Origin of the sequence: Massilia pseudoviolaceinigra (assembly GCF_030846505.1) — a bacterium.
In the GTDB taxonomy this organism is placed as follows: Bacteria; Pseudomonadota; Gammaproteobacteria; order Burkholderiales; family Burkholderiaceae_D; genus Telluria_A; species Telluria_A violaceinigra.
Map to the genome: position 1 here is coordinate 1 of NZ_JAVCWL010000009.1, position 22,712 is coordinate 22,712.

Below are 22,712 nucleotides of genomic sequence, written 5' to 3' on the forward strand. Positions count from 1 at the left end.
CTTAAAGAGGCGCGCGTCATCGCTGGCACCTGCATTGGTTTAGCGGGAACGTTCGCTTTCCAGACGGAGAAATTCGATCTGTGTATTGTGGATGAAGCGTCAAAGGCGACAGCCACAGAAACCCTTGTCCCAATGTCCCGTAGTCGTTGTACGATCTTGGTCGGAGATCCTGAACAGCTACCGCCATTTATCGAAAGTGAAAGCGACGGCGCAGAAACGGCTTTCAGTGATGATTCTAAAAAAAGTCTGCTCTCTATTCTCTTAAATTCGCTCCCGAGGGAGAATGTAGAAGAACTTCTCGAGCAGCGACGAATGTGTGAATCCATCGGAAGCATGGTAAGCGAAATATTTTATGAGAGTAGGTTGAAAAACGTTCGTCCAGATTCTGAGAGGTTGAAAAATGTTGCCGCGCTGTACAAAATGCCGATAACTTGGATATCTACGGCAAACAGAAATTTTTCTGAACAAATAACGCCGGAAAAGTCATTTAAAAATGAGGGTGAAGCCGAAGCTATTGTGGACGAGCTGCGAAAAATTGCACGGCAAACTCGCGGGGCAAAGCATAAAACGCATGTGGCAGTAATTTCTGCGTACTCCGCTCAAGTGAGTTTGTTAAAACATTTGGTGGATCAGCATGTGGGTACACATGCGTCGTTCTCAATCGAGATAAATACCGTAGACGCGTTCCAAGGTAGAGAATCCGATATTTGCATATATAGTGTAACTAGGTCTAATGATAAACGTCAGATCGGCTTCCAAAAGGAGAAGCGGCGCCTGAATGTTGCCCTCTCAAGAGCGCGCGACGCTTTAGTGTTAGTAGGGGATGCCAAATTTTGCGGTGATCTTCAGAAACGTAGTTCTTTCGGTCGCGTTATCGAATATATTAAATCAAATCCGGATTTTTGCCAATTGGTGGAGCTATGAGCGCAATATACGAAATTGCACAACGTTTTGATAGTTATGAAAATCAGTCGCTTGTTGATTTTTTCGGCGTTCACATCCCGTGTCAAATTTTATTAGTAGATACTGTGGGTGTGGAACGTCGTCGCACCCCGGCAATGACGGAATTCATTTTAAAGTCGATTGACGCTGGGCTGACGAGTATCAAGGAAGTTTCTGGGCTATTGGGATTGCAGTTCGAATTTTGTGCGACCTTATTTCGTGAACTTCAGCTTGGTGAATATATCGGCATTGACGGGTTCGGTACCTATTTGGTCTGGAAGCGAGGAAAGGAAATTTTAGCGAACGGAAGTGAGGATTCGCCAATAGATCGCCGTCTCAACATTGTATGGGATCCGCTGTGCCGGAAATTTTTAGGGCGGGTGCCGATGTACACAAAGCGGCGTGCTGATTCGGATGGAGTCATTATTCCTCTGGCAGGTGCGTTCGCCCCCCCTGACTTAAACGAAGTCGGTGCGCCAGCATTAAAGGAGTCACAGTTGAGTGTAGCTGGAGAACGCGGCGGGCGGGCCTCATCATTTGAAGTCTTACGGGTAACAAAAATTGAAAAGTCAATCGCCCGATATCGTGAGGCTCTCGCGCTTGTATATAAAACCGACAAGGGCGATGTTTCACTGATGATGGTCACGAATGGAAATATCGATGCCGAGTTAACGACCGCATGCGCTCAAGCTTCTATCGCGAAATTAATCGGGGTTGATGGAGTATTTTCGTCACGCCACGGAGGAGCGGGTGTTCGTAAGCGGTTTAGTGAGATTGCTAAAATCCAAAAAAATAGCGTGAGTATTGAAAATTTGGTCCGTCGACGTAGCCTTCTTCGGTTTAAGGCCAATGCCTTGCGCATCAGATTGCTTGAGACCGAGCAGCCCGAGTTACTTGCGCGGAAACTGGCTGCAGAATCAGATCTTACAGTCGTTGAGGGCCAACTTAAAGATTTTTCGATTCTGCCCATCCGGTGTCACGAAGTGACGAACTATGTCATATCAGCTCTCCAGTCGGCACAAAAAAGTGTGCTCATCACCACTACGATGCCAACTGAGGCGAAGCTCGATTTTGCAATGTCGGGAGCGTTTGAGGAGTGCATAAACCGGGGGGTGCAAATCGATCTCTACATTGCCGATCGTCCCAATATTGACGGAGGAGCTGTGTTGATTCGGCTTGATAAGTTGAGCCGCTCGGGAAATTTCAATGTCTTTTTTCTGGCCTCCGAGGCTCGTTCGGTTTTTGAGATCGCCTTTGATGACGAAGATCTTTGTTTTTTTAATGAGCCTCCCCTTGGAGCGCGTCGCGGTCCGATCGTGCCGAGGGAGTTTAACGGTTATTCTGTCCGCGATCGCGATCTTGTTTCCAAATACAAAGCCGAGCACACGAATTTTGCGCCTGGCAATCTTATTTCACGTCTCAGAATTCCTCCCAAGAAGGTGTCGAAGTCGAAACCTAGCCAAAGCCAGAAAAATTCTCATGAACTGAGCAAAATCGACACTACAGGGTTGAAGCAAAGTTAGGTTTGCGGAATTGATCTCAGCGAGTTCGGGTATTTATTGAATCGCCGTCTTGCTCTCCGATTTGCGAGAGAGCTTTACTGTGGTGATGCGCAGTCAGCGCTTGAGCTTGTCGAGTAAAGGCCGCGAACTGCTTGACGCACTTGCAATCGCAAACCGGCGACTTTGCCCCGGATTCGGCTTCATTCCATCTCGTTATCAGGACGGCTTCACCAGCCATGCGGTCTAAGTAGTCGACCAATTTTTGCTGTCAAAGCCAAATAGGAAATCTACTTGGAATTGATATCATGAAATTGTTAGTGCTATCGAAGGAGGAGCGGCGGACGTTGCGGGAGATGGGCATTTTCCATAGTCACCCACGAACTCGAATGCGGGCGCAGGGAATTTTGCGGCTGAGTCAAGGATTGACGTTGCAGCAGACGGCAGATGAATTTATGGTGCATTTGAGCAGCGTTGAGCAGTGGAGACAGCGTTGGAACAGGTTGGGGCTAGCCGGGCTATATGAAGGCCGCCATACGGGACGCCCGCCGAAATGGACAGAGCAACAGAGACAGGCGCTACGCGAGTTGGCGCAGTCTGACGGTGGAACGGCAGCAGCCTTGCTGCGTCACATCGGGCAGCGCCAAGAGGCGGTAGCGATTAGCGAGAGCACCGTCAAACGCTATCTCAAGGAAATGAATTTCAGCTACAAACGTTATAGGTACGGTCTAAAATAATGCGCAGCGAGGACGCTTTCGAGCGTGCCCGACAGGTAATTGCATCGTTGGGCAAGCTGGACCAAAGCGGCCAGTGCGAACTGCTGTATTTGGACGAATCAGGCTTCAGCCCAAACCCGCCTGTGCAATACGGGTGGACACAGCTGGGCCAGTCGCGCGCCGTGGAACCTCAAGCACACCGACAGCGCGTCAATGTACTCGGAGCCTTGCGTCACGGGGGCAAACTGGTCTGGACCACTCAGCAGCGGCCAACTGTGCGCGACGATGTCATTGCCTGCTTTGACCAGATAACGGCCCAACCGCACTCGGTACCCCGCATTGTGGTACTGGATAATGCCGCGATTCACAAAGGCGATGTCATGGAAAGCAAACGCCGGAAGTGGGCAAGGCAAGGGCTTCACCTGTATTACCTGCCGCCCTACAGCCCGGAACTGAATCGCATCGAAATTCTGTGGAAACATGCCAAGTATTTTTGGCGCCGTTTCGTCAGCCTGAACGGAGCTGAGTTACTCGATGAAATTGAGTCACTGATGAAAGGTTTCAGAGCCGAATTTAGGATAAATTTTGCGTGACTACTTCGGTGTAGTAGCCCGTAGATTCCGCTCAGCTACCCTCAATCGAATAAATGATGCTCAATCGCAGAGTGGTAATTGCGTACTATTTCTCGCTTCCGTTGCCATGATACCGGTGCATGATCGAGGGCATGGATTGACAATCGAAGCGTACCGCCGAAGGGTTCGCGCATGAATGTCCGCGCTAAGCCCGCCACACATGCCACGATATTGCTATCTGCCCGATAAGCGCCACCCGAAGCCGCGTTCAAACCCACAGTCGATACATCCAGAACGATTCGTCCATGATGAACCTCAGCGCGAATTCGCCGGGAGAAAAACCGGTAATCCGCTTGGTCGCCCGGTTCATGTGCGCCTGGTCGGCAAAGCCCTGGGACTGCGCCAGGCCGGCCCAGTCCAGCGGCTGCCCGGCCTCGTAGCGATCGCGCGCGGCGAAGAACAGATCCTCGGTGCGGACCGGCGATTGCCACTCACGCAGGGAGCGCCCGCTAAATGACTTGATGCGCCGTTCCACATGACGCGTACTGTGCACGCCGCTCCATTGCTGGGCCTTCCACGCGAGGCGCTCGACCCAGTGCCTGCCCATCTGGCGCAGCGATGGCTGTGCGCCCGTCCTGCCCTGCAAAGCCTGCCACGGCACGGCAAGATGGTTCTCCAACACCGACAGCAGGGCGTCATCTTCGCTGGCCAGGAGTGCATCCCAGAGAGGAGCCCATTGCGCGCCCAGCAGCTCGGCTGCCGGAACAAAGCGATCCTGAATGGCGGCGAGGTCAAACCCGAACAGGGCTTGGGCCGCGTCCGCATTGAAGCAAGCCATGTAGCCCCGGCCCGTGCTCGGGGCCCAGCTCACTGTAGGGTGCGACTGGCTGCCCGAGATGACAACCGGCGACGCAAACGGGCGCCAGCATGGCCCGCTTGCGCTGTCCCCAATCAATCCCGCATCGAGGCCGCGATACCAGGAAATCGCTACCAAGGGTGACGCGGGAAAGTGGGACAGGCGCTGGGCACTCGTCAAGGCCAGCGAGCGAGTATCGCGGCCGACCAAGGCGACCAGCGCACCCTGCAATGCGGGAGGCGCCAGACGCAGACATGCATGCGGAGCGCCGTGGCCGTCGGCGCGCGGGCCGCGCTCCAGCGGCCCTGGCGGAAGCATTGACAGCGGTGGTTGAATGGAGCTCATCGCTTGCCAGTATAGCAAGCAGCTTCCCCAAGCGGTGATGTCGTTTCGGTTCAATACACAACGCCAGCCGAGGTCGACAATGCTGTCATGAATACTACCTCGCCTCCACAATGCCCATACGGGCACGGCAAAAACGCTGCCGCGCCTTCCCTCCATCCGCCGGGAGTGTGGCCCCCGGGACCACCGTCCGGACTGACCGGCTGGACCCTGCTACGCCGCATGTCCCGTGACCTGCTGGGCTCGGTAGCGGAATGGCGCCAGGCATACGGCGACGTGGTCCATTTGCGCATATGGCCTGAACACCAAATTGTGGTGACCGACCCGCAACTGGTGCGCGATCTGTTGGTCGGCCATCACCTGGAATTGCGCCGCTGGGAGCGAGGCATCAGCGTATTTTCGCAGCTGCACGGACACAGCGTTCTCACCGCCGAGGGAGAAGCGTGGCGCGCCAAGCGCTCCGCCTTACAGCCAAGTTTTTCGCCTAAGGCGGTGCAAGCCTTCGTTCCGGCTATAGCGGATGCCGCCGCGAAGACGTTTGCACTATGGCCCAGAGGCGAGGCAGACTGGCATATTGAAAGCGCTCTTACCTCCCTCACGATGGACGTCATCTTGCGCATGATGTTTTCCAGCGAGATTGACGAGGACGCGCGCGCCGCGGAAGGTGCGCTGAACGACACTGCCAAAGCCGCGAATGCCGAGATGTACTGGCCGGCAAGTTTGCCCGACTGGATGCCGTGGAAACGCGCCAAGCGGCGAGGCATCGCCTTGCTCAAGCGCCTGATCAGCGGACACGTCGAGAAAAGGCTGGCGCTAGCGCCTGATGCATGGCCGGAAGATCTGCTCAGCCGGCTGCTGGTTCTGCACCGCGACGATCCTGCGGCCTGGCCACTGAAGGCCGTGCACGACGAATGCATGACTGCTTTCCTGGCCGGCCACGAGACAACGGCGGCAACGCTGACCTGGTGGGCTTGGTGCATGGCGGCAAACCCGCAGGCGCAGGAGCTGGCGCGGCGTGAGGTGGAGACGGTATTGCAAGGCAGGCTGCCCACCGCGCAGGATCTTCCCTCGCTTGCCTACCTGGCCACTACGCTGCAAGAAACTCTGCGCCTGTATCCTGCCGCGCCGGTACTGTTGTCGCGCCGCTCCACGCTGGCGATTACGCTGGGCGGCTGGCAGCTTCCCGCTGGAACGATGTTCATGATGCCCCTACAGTTAATGCAGCACGATGCGCGCTGGTATCCGGACCCGAGTGCGTTTCGCCCCGAGCGCTTTGACTGTGGCGCGCCAGACTTGCCGCGTGGGTCCTTCATGCCATTTGGCACAGGTCCCCGAGTTTGCCTGGGCCAGCACCTGGCAACGACGGAGATGACGGTCATCGCGGCAATGCTGTTGCAGCGCTTCACGGTGAGCGTTCCCGAAGGGATGGCGGCGCCCCGGCCGGCCTTCAACATCACGCTGCGCCCGGAATGTCCGCTTCGTTTGCGCCTAAAGGAATACATACAAGGCGGATAACACGGAAGGCTCGCCCGACCAAAGCGCGCGGCCAAAAACAAGACTAACAAATCCGCTTAGCGTCGCCATTTTTGGGGGGGGCATGTTCATGGAATAGATCGGCTAAGTAAGCTACTCTCTGAACGACACCTCCACATTGAATGGTCTCAATTCCGAGCCCACCCGCTCAATCCCAAGTCAACGAAACATCACGAACGCTCGTGAAGACGACCTGGTTTGACGCTGAGCTCCGGTGTTTCACGCCGCCTATTCTGGGAATATATACGGCAATTGGCCCGCGCGGAATTTCTCAATGCATTTTTCAATCAGTGGCCAAGCAGTCATTGGCGTCATATATCCCGCCTGCGGCCATCTACCGTAATCTTCTTCAACGAGCCAACCGGACAGCACACCAACAAATGGCAGCTGCTCTGGATCAACGTCTTTATCATCGACTATTTCAAGCGACCAAGATGAATCACGCGCACGAAAATACCACGGAAAACCGTCAACCCGACCACTTCCTTGCAGCGGGCTCTGGCCTGCCAAATATCCACACCATCCCGCGCCTGTTCGTTCGTCCATTTTTACTCCATTTCCATCCCGAGGTACGGATTTCGTAAGTGTCGACGCAGCGCCGTCTTGAACCGGATGTCGAGTTGTCTGATGATAGCGATTTGCTGACATGCGCTGCGCTACTACCTACACTCGGCCCCCCGCGACTCATCGCAGACCAGTAGTTCGGCTTGCATGGACTCCATGGCTTCAGACTCAGGTAAATCAACGTCGGCGTTGTGGGTCAATCTGGCCCAGTCCCTAACAACGCCCAAGACGGCAAATGCGCACTGCCTGATTTACCTACGAAATTCGCCACATGCCATGTGACATGTGATCATGGAAACTCCAAGGTCGGAGCATAAAAAAAAGCCCATGTGGCCAAAAACTGGCATACATGGGCTGCTGCACCTGCCTATAGTCTGGGGGGCGCCTTGTGTCAGACTCTATGGTTTTGTGTCAGACTTTATTGTTCGTCCATATTTGATGTACACAAACAATAAAGTTTGACACAACCTCCTCAATAAAATCAATAGCTTACGAATTTCTCACTTTCCTTCCGCCAGAATAAAGTTTGACACAAACTGGGCAGTTTCGAGCGCCGTCGGCATTCTTGCAACAATAAAGTTTGACACAAGTTCGGCGTACGCTGTGCGCGCCCGCCACCGGAGCATGCAGCAGAAACGCATCATCCCTCCATGGCGCCAGCAAATTAACGATACAGCAAACATTCCGGATTGACTATGCTCAGACCGCACGGGCAGCTTATAATTCCCGGATTTTTCACTTTACATGTGGGCGCTTCTGCATGTCACCCACATGGCCGCCGTCCCTTTTTTCCCCCAGAGTTTGCCAGACGAGACATTCAGTTCCCGAGTAGCCAGGTACCAGCTCATGACAGGCAACGCGAGCACGACGGCGACGTTCAAGGAGCTGTTCGGGCAAGCCAACTTCGCGCTTGATCAGATCGTTCCGCCTCATATCGAAACGCTCGCCGCGCGCCTTCCGGGCGAGCCAGGCATCACGCTGCATAACTTCCTTAGAGAAAACACGCTGTTACCACTGTTCCAACCATTTTTGGGAAAACTGGAAAAAGGCGAGGAGCGCAATAACCTGATCAATCGCCTACCGCGCCGGGTCGTTGGCAAGCACGGCGATGCGCACCTGTGCATCCAGTGCGTGGTCGAAGCGGATGAGCGCTTCGGGTTTGGGTATTGGCACCGATCGCATCAGGCTCCAGGTGTCACTGCATGCTGGAAGCACGGTACTTTGCTGCTCAGCAGTTGCCCGGTGTGTAGTCTCCCGTTTCAACGGCGCCATCATCTGCTGGAAGTTCCGTGGCAGCCTTGTACGCACTGTGGGCATGAGCTTAATGGCGCCACCCCCGTCGTCCCAGCGTCTGCCATTGCTGTTAGCTATTCTGTCTTTGTACATGATCTCCTTCATGCAAATATGGCCCCGATCGTCCCCGATCTGCTCGCCCAGGTTTATCGTCAGCGCATTCAGCAAATCGGCTTTGTCTGGGGAAAACCGGTCAATGAAAAGCTAGCACCATCGGCGGCCAAGCCACCCAGGGCTACGTCGATGACTGCATTCACCGAAGCCTTCATCGAGTTCCTTGGAGCTGATTTCGTTGCACAGGTTGACCCAGCGTACGCAGCTGGTCGGACAACATTTTGGCTTCGTTTTTCAACCATTGACGGCGTCATGGATATGCCTGTACCCCGCCATCTTCTACTCGCCATGCGACTGTTCGGGACAGTCGCGCATTTCGTCGAGGCGATCAGGAGCGCTGGGCGTGAAGCACCGCCGAAGCGAGCCGCGAAGGGTCGCGTCGAGCCGCAAGCGAATGTCGAACTGCGCGATCAGTACCGCCAGCGCATCGCTCGTGAAATCAAAATCGAACCGGCGATCGTATTGGAAGGGCTCTGGCACAAGGCATACCGGCCGACAGCCTGGCTCGTCCAACACGACAAGCGCTGGCTTGACGCTGCTTTGTCCGGAACTCCCAGCGAAACGGCACCACGCGAGGTCACAGCCGATGAGCTGTTGCGCGACAAGCAATTCGCGGAGAAGGTCGAAGCGCAGGCAAGAGAATGGATCGCACAGAGCGGCAAGCCGCAACGCATCACGATCCAAAGATTGCTCGACTGCCTTCCGTTGAACTACAGCCTGTTGAAATCGCATCCTCAACGATTCCCCATGCTGTCCGAGAAAATCGGCCTCCTCAAGGAAACTTCCTGGTGCTTCAGTGCCAGACGCATTTTATGGGCGGTCGAAGAGGTTCAACGGCTCGGCCTCACGGTCGTGCCTGGGAACATATGCGCCAGGTCGTCAGTTTCCACCTATGCTATTCTGAAAATCTGTGAGTTTGCCCGATGGGATCTGGACGCGATGGCGCATCAACCGATCAATATACCCATTGAACTGGCGCGGGCCGGCATCGGTCTGACCTGGCAAGGTCCTCAAGCATCCGCATGGCGCGAGATCGGAGGACGAGCGTACGTCGCCATATCATCCCGGGCTGCCAATCAGCAAGCTAGCTTGCCCATCTACTCGGAGGGCATTCAGGCACGTCCAGAAGAATTGCCGGAGACGCCGGAAAATCTCACTCGATCGGAGAAGTCACATGCGCGCACGACGGTTTAAGACACAAGCCGATGTAGACCGGTACGTCGCTGACGGAAATGGGTTCGGAGAGGGCGACTCCTACAAGCCATGGCTGCGCGTGCAGGACGTTCCGTCGCGCGGCCGCTCGCGCAAGGTGCAAGGCATGAAGGTCAACCGTATTCATCAAGTCTTTTCGGACCTCGAATACCGCTACCTGACCGTGCTTGAGTTTTCCGAACGGGTCGTCGACATCCGCGAACAATATCCGCTGTTCCCGACGGAGGAGGCGCAGCAGATTGCGGCCCGGCTTGGCATCGCCTATCCGCGCTATCCAGCCACGACCGTCCCCTACGTGATGACAACCGATTTCCTTGTCACCTGCGTCGACGCGGCGGGCCAGAAGTACACGGCGGCGCGCACCTTGAAGTACAGCGATGAGCTGACAACCGACAAGAGCCTGCAACGCCGGCTGGAGAAGTTCGAGCTGGAACAGGCGCTATGGGCCAGCAAAGGCGTCACCGACTGGGGCATCGTCACGGAAGACATGCTCGGCCGGGCGCTGACGCGCAATCTCGAATGGCTTCGGCACGGCGGCATGCCGCAGCAAAGGCATCTGGCACAACCTGATGTCCAGCGGCTCTTCCTTGATCACCTGGCTTTCTTTGTCAGTGCCGACCGCACCTTGGCGTCGGTCATTCGAACGGTCGCCAACGCTATCCGTTTGCCCTACAGCGACGCGGTGATGCTGTTCAAGCATCTGGTATGGCAAAAAGCCATCGTATTCGACATCCAGGCTGTCGAGCTCCAGCTGTCCGGATCGTGCCTGTCCTTGACCTTCAGCGATCAATCCAGCAGCAGAAAGGCAGCGTGAAATGGACTTGAGCATTCGCATCAATAACGTCTTTCGACCGCATGAGGGAGCACCTTTTGATTCTCCCTGTAGGGTGATCTGGATCGACCCGGACACCGATGCAGTAGTGCTCATATCCATTGAAAAGACCCCTAAACAACCATGGATCTACGGACTGTCGTCATTGATCCAGCTGCTGCGCGAAGTACAGATTTCGCGCGTGGAGCTGACGGTGCCAGAATTCATGATGGCATTGGAAGAGGAAATTCCGCCGAAGTTCAAGGCGATGCGGGATGCAAGCTGGGAGCGTATCCGGCCTTTGCTGGAGCTGCGCCATGACGACAGCATCTTTCAGCCGCGCGCCATGGGTGCGCTGATTCAGGCGCACGCAGAGCGGATCAAGATCGAGCGCCGCACCATCTACAGGCTGCTTTACCGCTACTGGATGTTCGGCGCAATCCGCAACGCGCTCCTTCCGCAGTACAGCAACTCCGGCGCCAAGGGGAAGGACAGGACGTTTGACGGCCCCCACGGCAGGCCGCCGCGCGCCATCAGCACCGCTACAACGCACCGGGCAATAACGCTTTCCGAAGACGACAAGGCGCTCATTCGCATCGGCTACGCGCTTTACAGGGACAACAAGGTCAAAACGATCACGGACGCCTATACGCGCACCTTGCGGCGCTACTACTGCGAAGCGATCGCCACTCCTGACTTCCCTGAACCCGAACCCACGTTGAAGCCATTGCAAGAGCTGCCGACGCTGCGTCAGTTCGACTATTGGGGCAAGAAAGCGTTCGACGACATCACCGTCCTGCGCATGCGCAAGGGAGAGCGGAAATGGGCCAAGGACCACCGCGCGTTGCGCGGTCGTGCCGGCGATGGCATTTTTGGCCCCTGCCACCGGTTTGAAATCGATGCGACCATTGCCGATATCTACCTCGTAAGCCGATACAACCGCAATTGGATCATCGGACGGCCCGTTGTATATGTCGTGATCGATGTGTTCTCGCGCATGATTGCCGGCCTTTACGTCGGACTGGAAGGTCCCAGCTGGGAAGGCGCGCGCCAAGCCTTACTCAACGCATTCAGCGACAAGGCCGCTTTCTGTGCCGCCCATGGAATTTCGATAGAGCCTGACGATTGGCCTTGCGCACACCTACCGCAGGAGCTGTGTGCAGATCGGGGCGAAATGCTTGGCCTGGCCGCAGAGAGCATCGTCGCCGGTCTGGGCATTACCTTGGCGATCGCACCGCCTTACCGGCCAGACTGGAAGGCCATTGTGGAAAGCCGGTTCCGCCTGCTAAATCAGCTGTCCCAAGTTCATTGGACGCCAGGCGGCGTGGCCGAACGCATCAGGGAGCGCGGCGAACGCGACTACCGACTGGACGCCACCTTGGATTTGGGCGAGTTTACGCAAATTATGATCAAGAGCGTGCTTCATCACAATCACCACAGGGAACAACCTGAGCTGCTCAACCAGGACATGATCCGGACAGAAACTGCGCCAACGCCGCTGGCAATGTGGAACTGGGGCATCGACCATGGTTTCGGCACGCCGAACGAACAGGCGCGCGAGCTGGTCCACCTGCACCTGATGGCCAGATCGTCGGGGACGATTCAAGCTGGTGGCCTGTACTTCGAGGGCATGTACTACGTATGCGCAGCCGGCAGCGATGAAGCGCGATACAGCCGGGCCCGCGCCAAGGGCCGCGAAACAGTTGATGTCTGGTACCACCCCACAGACCCTGCGACAGTCTGGCTGCGTACTGCAGACAAAGCACTGACGCGCTATGTGTTGCGCGGTAGCGAAGAACGCTACATCGGCCATCGACTCGAAGAGATCCAGGACATGCTCGTCATGACAAAGCACACGCCGCCGGAACGCAAATACTCGGCCCTGGTGAGCAAGGTGCAGCTCGATGCGCACATACAAGCCACGATCGCCGGCGCCGCTGCGGATAAGCGGGACAGCGACATCCCGTCGACCAAGGCCGCCAAACTGGCTGACATACGGCTTAATCGAGCGGTGGAGCGTGTGAGCGAGCGCCTGCGGGCGGCCGGCGAGAGCACGCCTGACGATGCCTTGCCCTCATCGCCAGCGTCGACAAAACACATTGCCGAGAGCTTCGGTGAACGCAGCGGCGAGGTGATCAGCATCCTGAGCAGGCTCAGCAAAAAGAACAATGAATAATCTCGCCCACTACACGCAGTCTCCCATACCGGACTACGCCGGCAACCCCTTGATCGAAGCCTTGCCGCCAGTCCTGTCGGAAGCGGACGCCGCGCGCGCGATCGCCCACTTCCCGGCGGGCCCCGACAATGAGCGTTTCATTGGAAAGGAACTGCGCCTGCACTGCATCGACAGGCTCAAGACGCTGATACAGCCGCTACCGATCCATCTGGAACTGGAGAGCGCAGTATCATCCATTCTGCGCACCGGCTACGTCAGCAGGAATCCGGTCAATGCGACGACCTGGCGCCACTTGCATACGCTGTCGACCAATCGCCGCGATCTGGCGCTCTTCCACTCCTCGGCCTCCACCTTCAGCCTGGTGGGCCTGAGCGGCATCGGCAAGACGACGGCGCTCAACGCGGTGCTGAGCTTATACCCGCAGAAAATCGTCCATTGCCGCTATCACGGCAAGGAGTTCCTGCACACCCAGATCGTCTGGTTAAAGATCGAATGTCCTTTCGATGGCTCACTATCAGGCCTGTGCCATGCATTTTTCAAGGCGCTCGACAAGGCGCTGGATGATCCAGGCCGCCACTCGGCACGCTTCCGGAGCAAGGTTGGGATCATGGAAATGATTCACAGCATGGAACAGCTGGCCAGTACCTACTTCATTGGGGCACTGGTGATTGACGAGTTGCAGCACCTGAATGCCGCCAAGACCGGTGGCAAGGATAATATGCTCAATTTCTTCGTCAATCTGATCAACAGCATCGGCATACCCGTCGTGTTCGCCGGGACGAACTCCATGATTAATCTCTTTTCCGACGTGCTGCGCAATGCGCGGCGCGCCTGCGGGCAAGGGATGTATGACTTTCGCCAGCCAGCGCAATCGGATCCGGCTTGGAACATGCTGGTCGACGTCATCTGGGAATACCAGTGGGTCCAGAAGCCGGCGGCGCTGTCGCCAGCGCTGCGCGCGGTACTGTATGACCTCACTCAGGGCGTGACGGACTTCTTGGCGAAGTTGATGATCCTGGGCCAGCGCTATGCGATCCAGGCCAACATCGAAACATTGAACGAACAGGTATTCCGGCACATCGCCGATACGAAGCTGAAGCTGCTCAAGCCTGCGATCGCTGCGCTGCGAAGCGGTGACACGGCCGCGATGAAGAAATTCGAGGATCTTCTCCCGCCCGATGAGCAACTGGAGACGCTGATGAGGGACGAACCATCGATCTCGATCGGCCACCTCGCGGCGCTGCGCCTGAGCAAAACCACTCAAGTAGTTGCAGCTGTGCCGCCTGTGGTTCGCGCCGAAAAACAGACGCCGGCCGCCGCCAACCAGGTTTCCCGGCTTATCGCATCGAGCGACGATCCCGCCAAGGCTCTGGCTGAATATGGCTGGCTTGCCAGGGACATCTTCGAATTTTCGGATACCTACCGTACCGGCACCTAGCAAAGGCCGGGATATGGCTATTGCGAGGAGAAGCAATGTTCAGCGCGAAGCTTACACGCCGGCATGCGTTCTTTCCAGCGGCATTGCCTGATGAGACCTTGCACAGCCGGATATCCCGCTATCACAGGCTTTCAGGCAATCCGCAGGAGCGCCAGACCCTGGATGAGATATTCGGCACACATGTGCTGGTAGCGACCGCCAACCTTCCAAGTCACCTGAGCGCTCTTCTCGCAGCAATGCCCGAACATGCACAGCTGTCGATGGAGCAGCTGATTGATAGCGCGACTGTGCTCCCCTATTTCAGGCCATTTCTTCGCCCTGGGCAAGTGACACAATGCTGTCAAGCCATGGCCAGCCAGAACGCGTGCGGCATAAAAATTGGCATCGGCCTGGTTGCCAGCCGCATCGGGGCGCGTAACGCCTTTCGATACTGCCGCCGGTGTTGCGCCGAAGACGAGCAGCTGCATGGATCTGCGTACTGGCATCGCGCCCACAACCTTCCTGGGGTGCTGGTATGCCACCGGCACAAGGATTTGCTGATGGAACTCAGATCCAGCCTCGTTCATCTGCACAGGCATCGCCTGTTTCTACCGAACGACAGCTGGGTTGAGGAAGGAGCATCCGCAACCCGCGTGCCGGCGGCGTATCTGGAGGTGCTGTTTCGCCTGGCGGTGTCGAGCGCAAGCTTACTGGTGACGCCCATGCCGCCAATACCGGCGCCTTTGCTTCGATCCTTCTATCGCGAAAAGGCGGCCGGCCAAGGCTGGATCGATCACCGCGGCCGCATACAGAGCACTGCGGTCGTTCACGCTTCCGATCATTCCGCACTGGTCCGAGTCCCGGACGTCGATCTGAAATTCTGCGCACAACCTCATTGGATCTTCAAGCTGCTGCATAAGCATCGAACAGCCATGCACCCGCTGAAACACTTGGCCTTGCTGACGCTGCTCGGCATCGAAACGCGCGACCTTCACGCGTACTGGCAATCCAACAACGATCTTGCCGGCACCACTGCGGTAATGCCCAAGCGCTCGCCTGCAGGATACGTACCGACACCGTCGCAGCTCGATTGCAGGCGCGAGCGGTTTGTCGACCAGCTCAAGGAAATTGCACCGAGACGCACGCAGGATTACATGTGGCTCTACCGGCACGACTATCCATGGCTGAAGGGCGCGATCGCACAGCGCGCGCGCGCACCGAAACCAGCGATGCAAAAAGTGAAGTGGGGCGAGCGCGACCAGCTGCTTGCCGCCCAGATCCGCGATCATGCTGCTTTGCTTTATCAAACCGATGTCAGCACTCGGATCTCCGCAACGCTGTTGGCCAGGGCAACGGGCAAACAAGCGTTAATTGAGAAGTTTTTCGTGGAATTGCCACTCACGACCCGAACCATCCAGCTGTTGGAAGAAACCGTGGAGGCATTTCAGTGCCGTCGCATGGGTCGGATCGTGGACGAGAGCCACGCCAGAGGGGAAGTACTCCCCCGCTGGCGTATCCTGCGCATTGCCGGCTTGGCTCCGCCCCTGGCGCCTGCCGTGGAAGCGAAACTCACGGCACTTCTTAAATCTTCGCGATGTGGCGGTCGATCGCTCTAAGGGCCTGTTCGTTGCACTCGCTGTAGCGGTCGGTCAGATAGTCTGAACGCCCGCGCATCAACAGCGTCATCTTGAAAAGCTCCTCCATGACATCGACCACGCGGTCGTAGTAGCCCGATGGGCGCATGCGGCCTTCCTCATCGAATTCTTTGTAGGCCATCGGCACCAACGATTGATTCGGGATGGTGAACATGCACATCCAGCGCCCCAGCAAGCGCAGGGTGTTGACCACGTTGAACGACTGCGAGCCGCCGCACACTTGCATCACGGCCAAGGTGCGCCCCTGGCTCGGGCGCGTGGCGCCCTGTTCCAGGGGAATCCAGTCGATCTAGTTTTTCATCACTGCCGTCACCGTTCCATGACGCTCCGGGCTGCACCAGACCTGGCCCTCGGACCACAGCGACAGGGCGCGCAACTCGACCACCTTGGGATGGTCTTCGGGAAAATGATCGGGCGTGTGGATTCCCATTCAGCGCTATCGAGAAGGCCGGCGCGCGGATCGGCGTACCGCCAGCTTGGTGCCACGAAGACGTCTCGCCTGCGCAGCGCGAGACGCAATTTGGACAAAACGCAAAAGGTGTAAGCGTGAAAATCGATGGTATCGCTCTCGCGCAGCACATGACGCTGCTAAGGCTTGGTGATGATCTCACGCGGCGCGTCGTTGTCGGGCCTCTTCACCGTCATGTTGGCGCAAAGCCAGGCAAAGGCGGCGTTGAACGGCTCGCCAGCGGTATTCGCGCCAAAGTGAATGTGCTCGGCCAGCGCCGGCAGGAACCGGCGCACGGTCTTGTACTTAGCGTCCAGCTCCTGGTAGTCGAATCAGCTTGTTGACGTCGGCGAGGGCCAGCTCGAGCGCGTCCGGCGAAATCCGAGCGAACAACTGCTTGCGCAGCTCGGCATCCGGCACAGTGTCGTCCAGCAGCATTTGACACGCGCTGGCGAGGGTGGCCGCCGCCTCGACCAAGTCCTTGAGCGAGCGAAGGCGGGATTTCTTGTCCGCCTTCACGGCGTCACCGAAAAGCTCCCGAAGGATGACTTCGAGCACTTCCAAGGCGTCATCCTGTGCCGATGTTTCGAGGCAGAGCACAAACGCTACCAGGGTGGCCAGACGACGCAGCACCGGTAGGCGCAGGATCGCGCTGGCCTTGGTGGCGCCGGCAAACCGGGCAAGGGCCGCGACCCGCGTGGCTGGGATACGCGTGGTAGCCGGCAACCGGATGCCAAGCTCTCGAACGGCTTGAAGCCGCATCAGCGCCAAGCTCATTGATCGGCTGCTGGCCACCACCGGCCCGGTGCGCAGGCGGTCAAGCGAGAAATTGCGGCTGCAGCCAGAAGATACCAGGAGGCCTTCCAGGCACGTTTGCTGGTCGAAGTTGCCCCCCACTTCCAAGCGAGCGCCATAATCGCTCCTCGACCCGACTGCGTAGGCGCGCAACGTGCCGTTCGAGCGTCGTGCAGCCAGGCAGCAATACCTTGTGCGTCACGAGTCATGTTGTGGCGCGTTGGAAAAGCACACTCGGCTGGTCGGGACCGGTCCAGCACAAGGCATCGAGCCACCGCGTAAGACGGAAGGCGATCAGGGGTTCTGTGAACTCGACGTAACCATAGGACGCGCGAATTTCCGTTGCGTGCTGCCAGCGCTGCTCGCCGGCACTATAGGCACTTGCCTTGTCCGGCGCCTCGATGCCTAACTGCTTTGCCAGCGCCCACAGCACACGCTGGGGCACGTCAAGGGGTTTTTCCAGAAACGTGCCTAGGTAGCGCACCGTGCCGAGCTGAACGGCAAAACCAAACCGATTGTGCGCACCGCGCTTTTGTGCAATCAAAGCGTGGTCGGTGTCGTCCAAGTGAAAGTACCGGGCGAGATCATGAGGCGACGGTGGGCCGGCGTAGCGACCGTAGTTTTCGCACTGGTCGTTCGAAAGAAAGCTGACTGGCATAGGTCCGATCCACGCCCGTCTGGGGCAATGTTGAATTGCTAAATCTCCGCGACTTGTGCGTAAAAGATTCTCATCTGTCGCTGGTTAGGCTCGATGTCAGGGGAGCGGACTTGCAACATGCGGGCAGCTTACAACACTCCAATGGAGCTCGCAGATCACCCTTTGTCTGAGGTTTGCGTCAGATCGGAGGGACAAATGGAATCGTATATAATGGGGCCGGGTGCACACACTGCCGTGTGGAGCAGGAACAGCGTCGGTCGGGCCGCCACGCTGTCTGCTCATGCCCCTATGAAAACATCGAATACCGATCTGCTCATCGCTACTGCGCCCAATTGCTTGTTCCCCTTCGAAGATGGCCAAAGCCTTGTCGCGCCAGCGCATGCAGTCTGCCGGGCTACCAACCACACACATGTGTACTGTCGTCGAGACGGTGACCAAACCTCTGCGCAGCGACCAGTTACCCCTGTCCGGTAACCACTCTTCATCAGTTAATCGTTCAGATATGAAAGCAAAATGGCAGATATCAATCTAATCGCTGCAGTGCTGTTTGGACTAGCGCTCGCACACACCTTTGCAACCAAGACGTTTGAACGCCTGGCCGACCGTTTCCCGCAACATGCCGGACTGTTTCATTTTTTTGGTGAGGTAGAAGTCGTTTTCGGTCTGTGGGCACTCGTTCTGATCATTGCTATGGCATTCGTCGTCGGCGGTTCCGAAGCAATCAAGTACGCCGAATCGCGCACCTACACCGAACCGCTGTTCGTGTTCGTTATCATGGTCGTTGCCGCGTCCAAGCCAGTGCTAGAGACCATCAGAGCCCTCATATCGCTGCTGGCGCGACTGGTTCCGCTACGAACCGCAGTCGTTCGCGTTTGGCTTTGCCTGGCGCTAGTACCGCTCATCGGCTCCTTCATCACCGAACCTGCTGCAATGACACTGGCTGCGTTAATGCTGGGACCACTGATTTTCCGCCAGGACCAGGGCATGCCAGAGTGGCTAAAATATGGGGCCTTGGGCGTGTTGTTCGTTAACGTCTCGGTCGGCGGCACCCTTACCTCGTTTGCTGCCCCTCCCGTGCTCATGGTCGCGTCGACTTGGAACTGGGACAGCGCCTTCATGGCGACCAATTTCGGATGGAAGTCGGCCATTGCGGTCGTGATCAACGCGACGGTAGTGACCTTCATGCTTCGGCGGCACATCCGGGACGACAAGCCCGGTGCGCGGACCCCCGACCGAATTCCTTTTCTAGTGAGTGCCATACATCTCGCCTTTCTCGGGGCCGTCGTCGGCTTCGCCCATCATCCCGTTATTTTTATGGGACTGTTCATGTTCTTTATCGGCTTTACCAAGGCCTACGAGCAATACCAGAATCCCTTGATTCTGAAAGAGGGTTTGCTGGTTGGATTCTTCCTTGCTGGCCTTGTGGTCCTGGGCGGCATGCAACAGTGGTGGCTGCAACCGATCGTATCGAGCCTTGCGCCGACGGCCCTGTTCTTTGGTGCTACCGCACTTACTGCCATTACCGACAATGCCGCGCTCACCTATTTGGGATCGCTCATTTCTGGCATGAGCGATCAGGCCAAGTATATGCTGGTCGCCGGTGCCGTCGCCGGTGGTGGGCTTACAGTAATCGCCAATGCGCCAAATCCTGCCGGCGTATCCCTGTTGCGCGACGGTTTTAACGATGAGTCGATAGGTGTGGGTGGCCTGCTGCTGGGCGCTTTGGCTCCGACAGTGGTCGCCATGCTTGCGCTCTTTCTTCTTTAGGAGCGAGTTCGCGGCGGCCGTTACTTGGACCGGGCAGCGCTGTCCGTCTGCAGAAAAGTTTCAGCAGTGCCTTCATGGGCTTTTTGGGTTTCTCCATCACTGGGGAAACCAATTTTTTATCCGTTGGGGTAAATAGGGAAAAGGGGGAAATCGGTCGCTAAGCACATCGCTGCGATTGATATCACTCCAAATGTCAGATTGAGCTATACCCTAACCTGATGTCAGGTTGCGTTGGCTCTACAAGTCAGAATAGGGTCCGTAACGAAATATCTTGACACATGCACTGAACAGTCATAGAGTCTTTCCTGACACATTCTGTTAAGGAGACACGTTTTGCGAGGTCAGCGCATCGGTTATGTCCGGGTCAGCAGTTTCGACCAGAATTCAGAGCTTCAGCTCGATCAGGTCGAGGTGGATAAACTGTTTACTGACAAGGCATCTGGCAAAGACACACAGCGGCCAGCGCTGGATGCACTGTTATCATTCGCCCGCGAAGGCGATACCGTCGTAGTGCACAGCATGGACCGCCTGGCGCGCAACCTTGACGACCTGAGGCGACTAGTGCAAGCGCTGACCAAGCGTGGCATTCGTATTGAGTTTGTTAAAGAATCACTGAGCTTCACTGGTGACGATTCGCCGATGGCAAATCTACTGCTGTCGGTAATGGGAGCATTTGCAGAATTCGAGCGGGCGCTGATCCGAGAGCGGCAGAGAGAGGGGATCGCGCTGGCCAAGCAACGCGGCGCATATCGTGGCCGCAAAAAGGCGTTAGCTGACGACCAAGTTATCGAGCTGCGCCGCCGCGCTGGCTCCGGCGAACAAAAATCAACGCTCGCCCGTGAGTTCGGAATCAGCCGCGAGACCCTGTATCAATACCTCAGACTGTCGGCGCCGATCCTTGCTCCCGATTTTCGGGAAAGCGACAGTGATGGCTAAAATTATTCGCGGATTTATCAACCGGTTTAACTGTGCCCGTCAAGTTCACGCAGGCGCCAGTTTCTGCATGTATTGTGGCGTTGCACTACGGAAGAGCAGCTTCTTTCTTTACCGCTTAACCTCTAGTGATGAGACCCTGGATGTTTTGATCAGAGGACTAAACGATCATCATGTTAAGCAAGCGTATCTGCCTCGCTATCGACGGCAGGACTTGGTGGCCCAGCGGGTTCCTGACGATGCAGCATAACGATATTGCCACGAATCTTTTGCAGCGAATTTGTGCGCGACGCCGTCTCACCAAGAAAAAACGATGATACGACAAAGACTACTTCACCCAGCACGCATAGTCGCGCTCGCTTTTCTCACGGCGATCCTCATTGGAACTTTACTTCTGATGATGCCCTTTGCTCGACTCGCGCCTGGGTCAGCACCCTTCCTCACTGCACTCTTCACTTCAGTTTCAGCGGTATGTGTTACCGGACTTGCCGTCGTTGACACCGGTACATATTGGTCTTCTGCAGGTCAGGGCATCATTATGCTGCTCTTTCAAGTGGGCGGCTTTGGCATGATGACCGGCGCGACTCTGCTAGGTCTCATGGTGAATCGATCGCCTCGGCTGCGGCTGAAACTTATCACTCAAACAGAAACTCATTCGTTGGGACTAGGCGATGTGGCCAATGTCGCTAAGCTCGTGCTAACCGTGACAATTGCGTGTGAGCTGATTGTTGCGCTAGTTCTGACGTTACGGTTCCGTGTTGGTTACGGCCTCGAATGGCAACAGGCTGCATGGAGCGGACTGTTTCACTCAGTTTCGGCATTTAATAACGCCGGCTTCTCAATCCACGCCGACAGCGTCATGCGTTACGCCCCAGATGTGTTAGTACTCCTGCCGCTCATGTTGGCGATTTTTATCGGCGGCATAGGATTTCCAGTGCTGATGGACCTGCGCGACAAAACACGGTCGCCGCGCAGCTGGTCTCTGCATACAAAGCTGACGCTTGCAGTGACGGGCTTCCTCCTACTCGTGGGCTTCCTTGGCGTCCTATTTTTCGAATGGTCCAACGCAAGGACTCTTGGTTCAATGTCAGTACCTGATAAGGTTTTGTCGGCAGCGTTCACTTCGGTTGCGGCAAGGACTGCGGGATTCAATTCCATCGATTTCGCAGTGGCAAGTCGAGAAACATGGGCTCTACATTATCTGCTGATGTTCGTGGGAGCCGGCAGCGCCGGCACCGCCGGGGGCGTCAAGGTCGGCACGGTGGCGATTTTGTTTTTGCTGGTCATAGCAGAGATACGGGGTCAACCCGATAGCGAAGCGTTTGGTCGTCGAGTCGGCAGCCCAGCACAGCGTCAAGCGATTACTGTCCTGGTACTTGGTGGTGCAGTAGTAATCCTCGGAACTACTATATTGCTGTCTGTAAGCGATGCGTCGACCGACCGTATCATTTTTGAGGTGATTTCCGCTTTCGGTACGGTCGGCCTTTCGACAGGAATCACGGCCGATCTTCCTCCCGTGGGGCAATTTGTACTTGTTGTATTGATGTATTTAGGCCGCATAGGAACGATCACCTTAGCGACTTCACTCATACTTGGTGAACGGCGAATGCCGTATCGCTTTCCAGAGGAGCATCCAATTGTTGGGTAGAATTTTCACAGAGCAGTTTGCATTTTCCGCCAGCGACAGTGTTTTGGTTATAGGCTTAGGCCGGTTCGGCAGCGCTGTTGCCCAGTCGCTTGTCCGCCTAGGTCATGACGTCATGGGGGTCGACAACAATGGCGAGCGTGTACAAGTTTGGGCAGATAAGCTAACCCACGCAGTGCAGGCCGACTCAACCAAAGAAAGCGTCATGCTTCAGCTGGGCGCTGCTGACTTTTCACATGCTATCGTAGCAATTGGAGGCGACATTGCCGCTAGCCTCTTAACACTGATGGTACTGACTGAATTGGGGATCAAGGACATTTGGGTCAAGGCTCTCGACCACGACCACGGCCAGTTAGCAAAAAAGATGGGGGCCCACCATGTGGTGATGCCTGAGGCAGACATGGGCGAGCGAGTAGCCCATCTGGTTACAGGGCGGTTGATCGACTTTCTGGAATTCGATGACGGGTTTGCCATCGCGAAGATCCACGCCCCTGTCATGACTCACAACAAATCGCTCACCGAGTCACGAGTTCGTGAGCAGTTCGGGGTAACAATTGTCGGCGTTAAGCGAGCAAATACGGACTTTCAGCACGCTACCCCCGAGACATCCGTACAACCTGCTGATCTACTCATTGTTTCCGGTCCCACGCGCAAGATTGAGTTATTTGCTAGCGGCACCAAAGCAAAAAAATAGGCATGTAGTGATAAGCAGACCTGTTTCCTTGAGCGCAGTCTCATCTGGATGGACACTATCGAATGGTTAG

The 22,712-nt window shown here is 56.5% G+C and carries 19 protein-coding genes and 1 pseudogene; 14 read left to right on the forward strand and 6 right to left on the reverse strand.

Annotated elements, in window-relative coordinates; genetic code table 11:
* The 4 genes from RBA40_RS10415 to RBA40_RS10430 form a co-directional block, all read left to right on the forward strand.
* A partial coding sequence (locus tag RBA40_RS10415; protein ID WP_306647832.1) for a DEAD/DEAH box helicase occupies nt 1-924 on the forward strand: 924 nt, incomplete at its 5' end.
* The gene (locus RBA40_RS10420) at nt 921-2,465 is read left to right on the forward strand and encodes a hypothetical protein (protein ID WP_306647833.1); all 1,545 of its coding nucleotides are present in this window, start codon (nt 921-923) and stop codon (nt 2,463-2,465) included. The genes RBA40_RS10415 and RBA40_RS10420, both read left to right, overlap by 4 nt.
* Nucleotides 2,466-2,749: 284 nt before the next feature.
* On the forward strand, nt 2,750-3,178 hold the full coding sequence (locus RBA40_RS10425; protein ID WP_306647834.1) for a helix-turn-helix domain-containing protein: 429 nt from the start codon (nt 2,750-2,752) through the stop codon (nt 3,176-3,178).
* Nucleotides 3,178-3,750 carry an IS630 family transposase gene (locus RBA40_RS10430; protein WP_306647835.1) on the forward strand — a complete coding sequence of 191 codons (573 nt, stop codon included), beginning with the start codon at nt 3,178-3,180 and terminating at the stop codon, nt 3,748-3,750. The genes RBA40_RS10425 and RBA40_RS10430 overlap by 1 nt, the downstream gene beginning before the upstream one ends.
* A gap of 247 nt (nt 3,751-3,997) precedes the next feature.
* On the opposite strand, the gene RBA40_RS10435 is transcribed toward RBA40_RS10430, so the two are convergent.
* Entirely contained in the window at nt 3,998-4,984 is a 987-nt protein-coding gene (locus tag RBA40_RS10435) for an AraC family transcriptional regulator (RefSeq protein WP_306647836.1), read from the reverse strand.
* 33 nt (nt 4,985-5,017) lie between these two features.
* Between RBA40_RS10435 and RBA40_RS10440 the strand changes: the two genes are divergently transcribed.
* Nucleotides 5,018-6,442, forward strand: a complete 1,425-nt coding sequence (locus RBA40_RS10440) for a cytochrome P450 (RefSeq protein WP_306647838.1) — start codon at nt 5,018-5,020, stop codon at nt 6,440-6,442.
* 246 nt (nt 6,443-6,688) lie between these two features.
* On the opposite strand, the gene RBA40_RS10445 is transcribed toward RBA40_RS10440, so the two are convergent.
* Nucleotides 6,689-7,006: a hypothetical protein gene (locus tag RBA40_RS10445; protein ID WP_306647839.1), complete on the reverse strand. Its 318-nt coding sequence runs from the start codon at nt 7,004-7,006 to the stop codon at nt 6,689-6,691.
* A 789-nt stretch (nt 7,007-7,795) separates the two neighbouring features.
* Between RBA40_RS10445 and RBA40_RS10450 the strand changes: the two genes are divergently transcribed.
* From RBA40_RS10450 to RBA40_RS10470, 5 genes are read left to right on the forward strand one after another with little or no spacing between them, the layout of a single operon-like run.
* Complete coding sequence (locus RBA40_RS10450; protein WP_306647983.1) at nt 7,796-9,625, forward strand: TnsD family Tn7-like transposition protein; 1,830 nt, start codon at nt 7,796-7,798, stop codon at nt 9,623-9,625.
* Nucleotides 9,606-10,457: a TnsA endonuclease N-terminal domain-containing protein gene (locus RBA40_RS10455; RefSeq protein WP_306647840.1), complete on the forward strand. Its 852-nt coding sequence runs from the start codon at nt 9,606-9,608 to the stop codon at nt 10,455-10,457. The genes RBA40_RS10450 and RBA40_RS10455 overlap by 20 nt, the downstream gene beginning before the upstream one ends.
* A gap of 1 nt (nt 10,458) precedes the next feature.
* Nucleotides 10,459-12,630: a TnsB C-terminal domain-containing protein gene (locus RBA40_RS10460; protein WP_374710477.1), complete on the forward strand. Its 2,172-nt coding sequence runs from the start codon at nt 10,459-10,461 to the stop codon at nt 12,628-12,630.
* Entirely contained in the window at nt 12,623-14,068 is a 1,446-nt protein-coding gene (locus RBA40_RS10465; protein WP_306647842.1) for an ATP-binding protein, read from the forward strand. The genes RBA40_RS10460 and RBA40_RS10465 overlap by 8 nt, the downstream gene beginning before the upstream one ends.
* 35 nt (nt 14,069-14,103) lie before the next feature.
* The gene (locus RBA40_RS10470) at nt 14,104-15,663 is read left to right on the forward strand and encodes a TnsD family Tn7-like transposition protein (RefSeq protein ID WP_306647843.1); all 1,560 of its coding nucleotides are present in this window, start codon (nt 14,104-14,106) and stop codon (nt 15,661-15,663) included.
* On the opposite strand, the pseudogene RBA40_RS10475 reads toward RBA40_RS10470, so the two are convergent.
* The 4 genes and pseudogenes from RBA40_RS10475 to RBA40_RS10490 all read right to left on the reverse strand — a co-directional run.
* A pseudogene (locus RBA40_RS10475) lies at nt 15,629-16,108 on the reverse strand (NAD(P)H-dependent oxidoreductase); the annotation flags it as partial. The gene RBA40_RS10470 and the pseudogene RBA40_RS10475 overlap by 35 nt on opposite strands.
* Nucleotides 16,109-16,290: 182 nt before the next feature.
* Nucleotides 16,291-16,446 carry a hypothetical protein gene (locus RBA40_RS10480; protein ID WP_306647844.1) on the reverse strand — a complete coding sequence of 52 codons (156 nt, stop codon included), beginning with the start codon at nt 16,444-16,446 and terminating at the stop codon, nt 16,291-16,293.
* Nucleotides 16,447-16,456: 10 nt separating this feature from the next.
* On the reverse strand, nt 16,457-17,053 hold the full coding sequence (locus RBA40_RS10485; RefSeq protein WP_306647845.1) for a hypothetical protein: 597 nt from the start codon (nt 17,051-17,053) through the stop codon (nt 16,457-16,459).
* A 97-nt stretch (nt 17,054-17,150) separates the two neighbouring features.
* A complete protein-coding gene (locus tag RBA40_RS10490; RefSeq protein ID WP_306647846.1) occupies nt 17,151-17,603 on the reverse strand; it encodes a DUF4158 domain-containing protein in 453 nt (150 codons plus the stop codon).
* A 513-nt stretch (nt 17,604-18,116) separates the two neighbouring features.
* On the opposite strand from RBA40_RS10490, the gene RBA40_RS10495 reads away from it, so the two are divergent.
* The 4 genes from RBA40_RS10495 to RBA40_RS10510 all read left to right on the forward strand — a co-directional run bounded on the left by RBA40_RS10495 (nt 18,117) and on the right by RBA40_RS10510 (nt 22,642).
* Nucleotides 18,117-19,370: a putative Na+/H+ antiporter gene (locus RBA40_RS10495; RefSeq protein ID WP_306647847.1), complete on the forward strand. Its 1,254-nt coding sequence runs from the start codon at nt 18,117-18,119 to the stop codon at nt 19,368-19,370.
* A 333-nt stretch (nt 19,371-19,703) separates the two neighbouring features.
* Nucleotides 19,704-20,306, forward strand: coding sequence for a recombinase family protein (locus RBA40_RS10500; RefSeq protein WP_306647848.1), 603 nt, complete (start codon nt 19,704-19,706; stop codon nt 20,304-20,306).
* A 310-nt stretch (nt 20,307-20,616) separates the two neighbouring features.
* Nucleotides 20,617-21,951: a TrkH family potassium uptake protein gene (locus RBA40_RS10505; RefSeq protein WP_306647849.1), complete on the forward strand. Its 1,335-nt coding sequence runs from the start codon at nt 20,617-20,619 to the stop codon at nt 21,949-21,951.
* Nucleotides 21,941-22,642: a potassium channel family protein gene (locus RBA40_RS10510; RefSeq protein WP_229509600.1), complete on the forward strand. Its 702-nt coding sequence runs from the start codon at nt 21,941-21,943 to the stop codon at nt 22,640-22,642. Before RBA40_RS10505 ends, RBA40_RS10510 begins: the two co-directional genes overlap by 11 nt.
* The last annotated feature ends 70 nt before the right edge of the window (nt 22,643-22,712 follow it).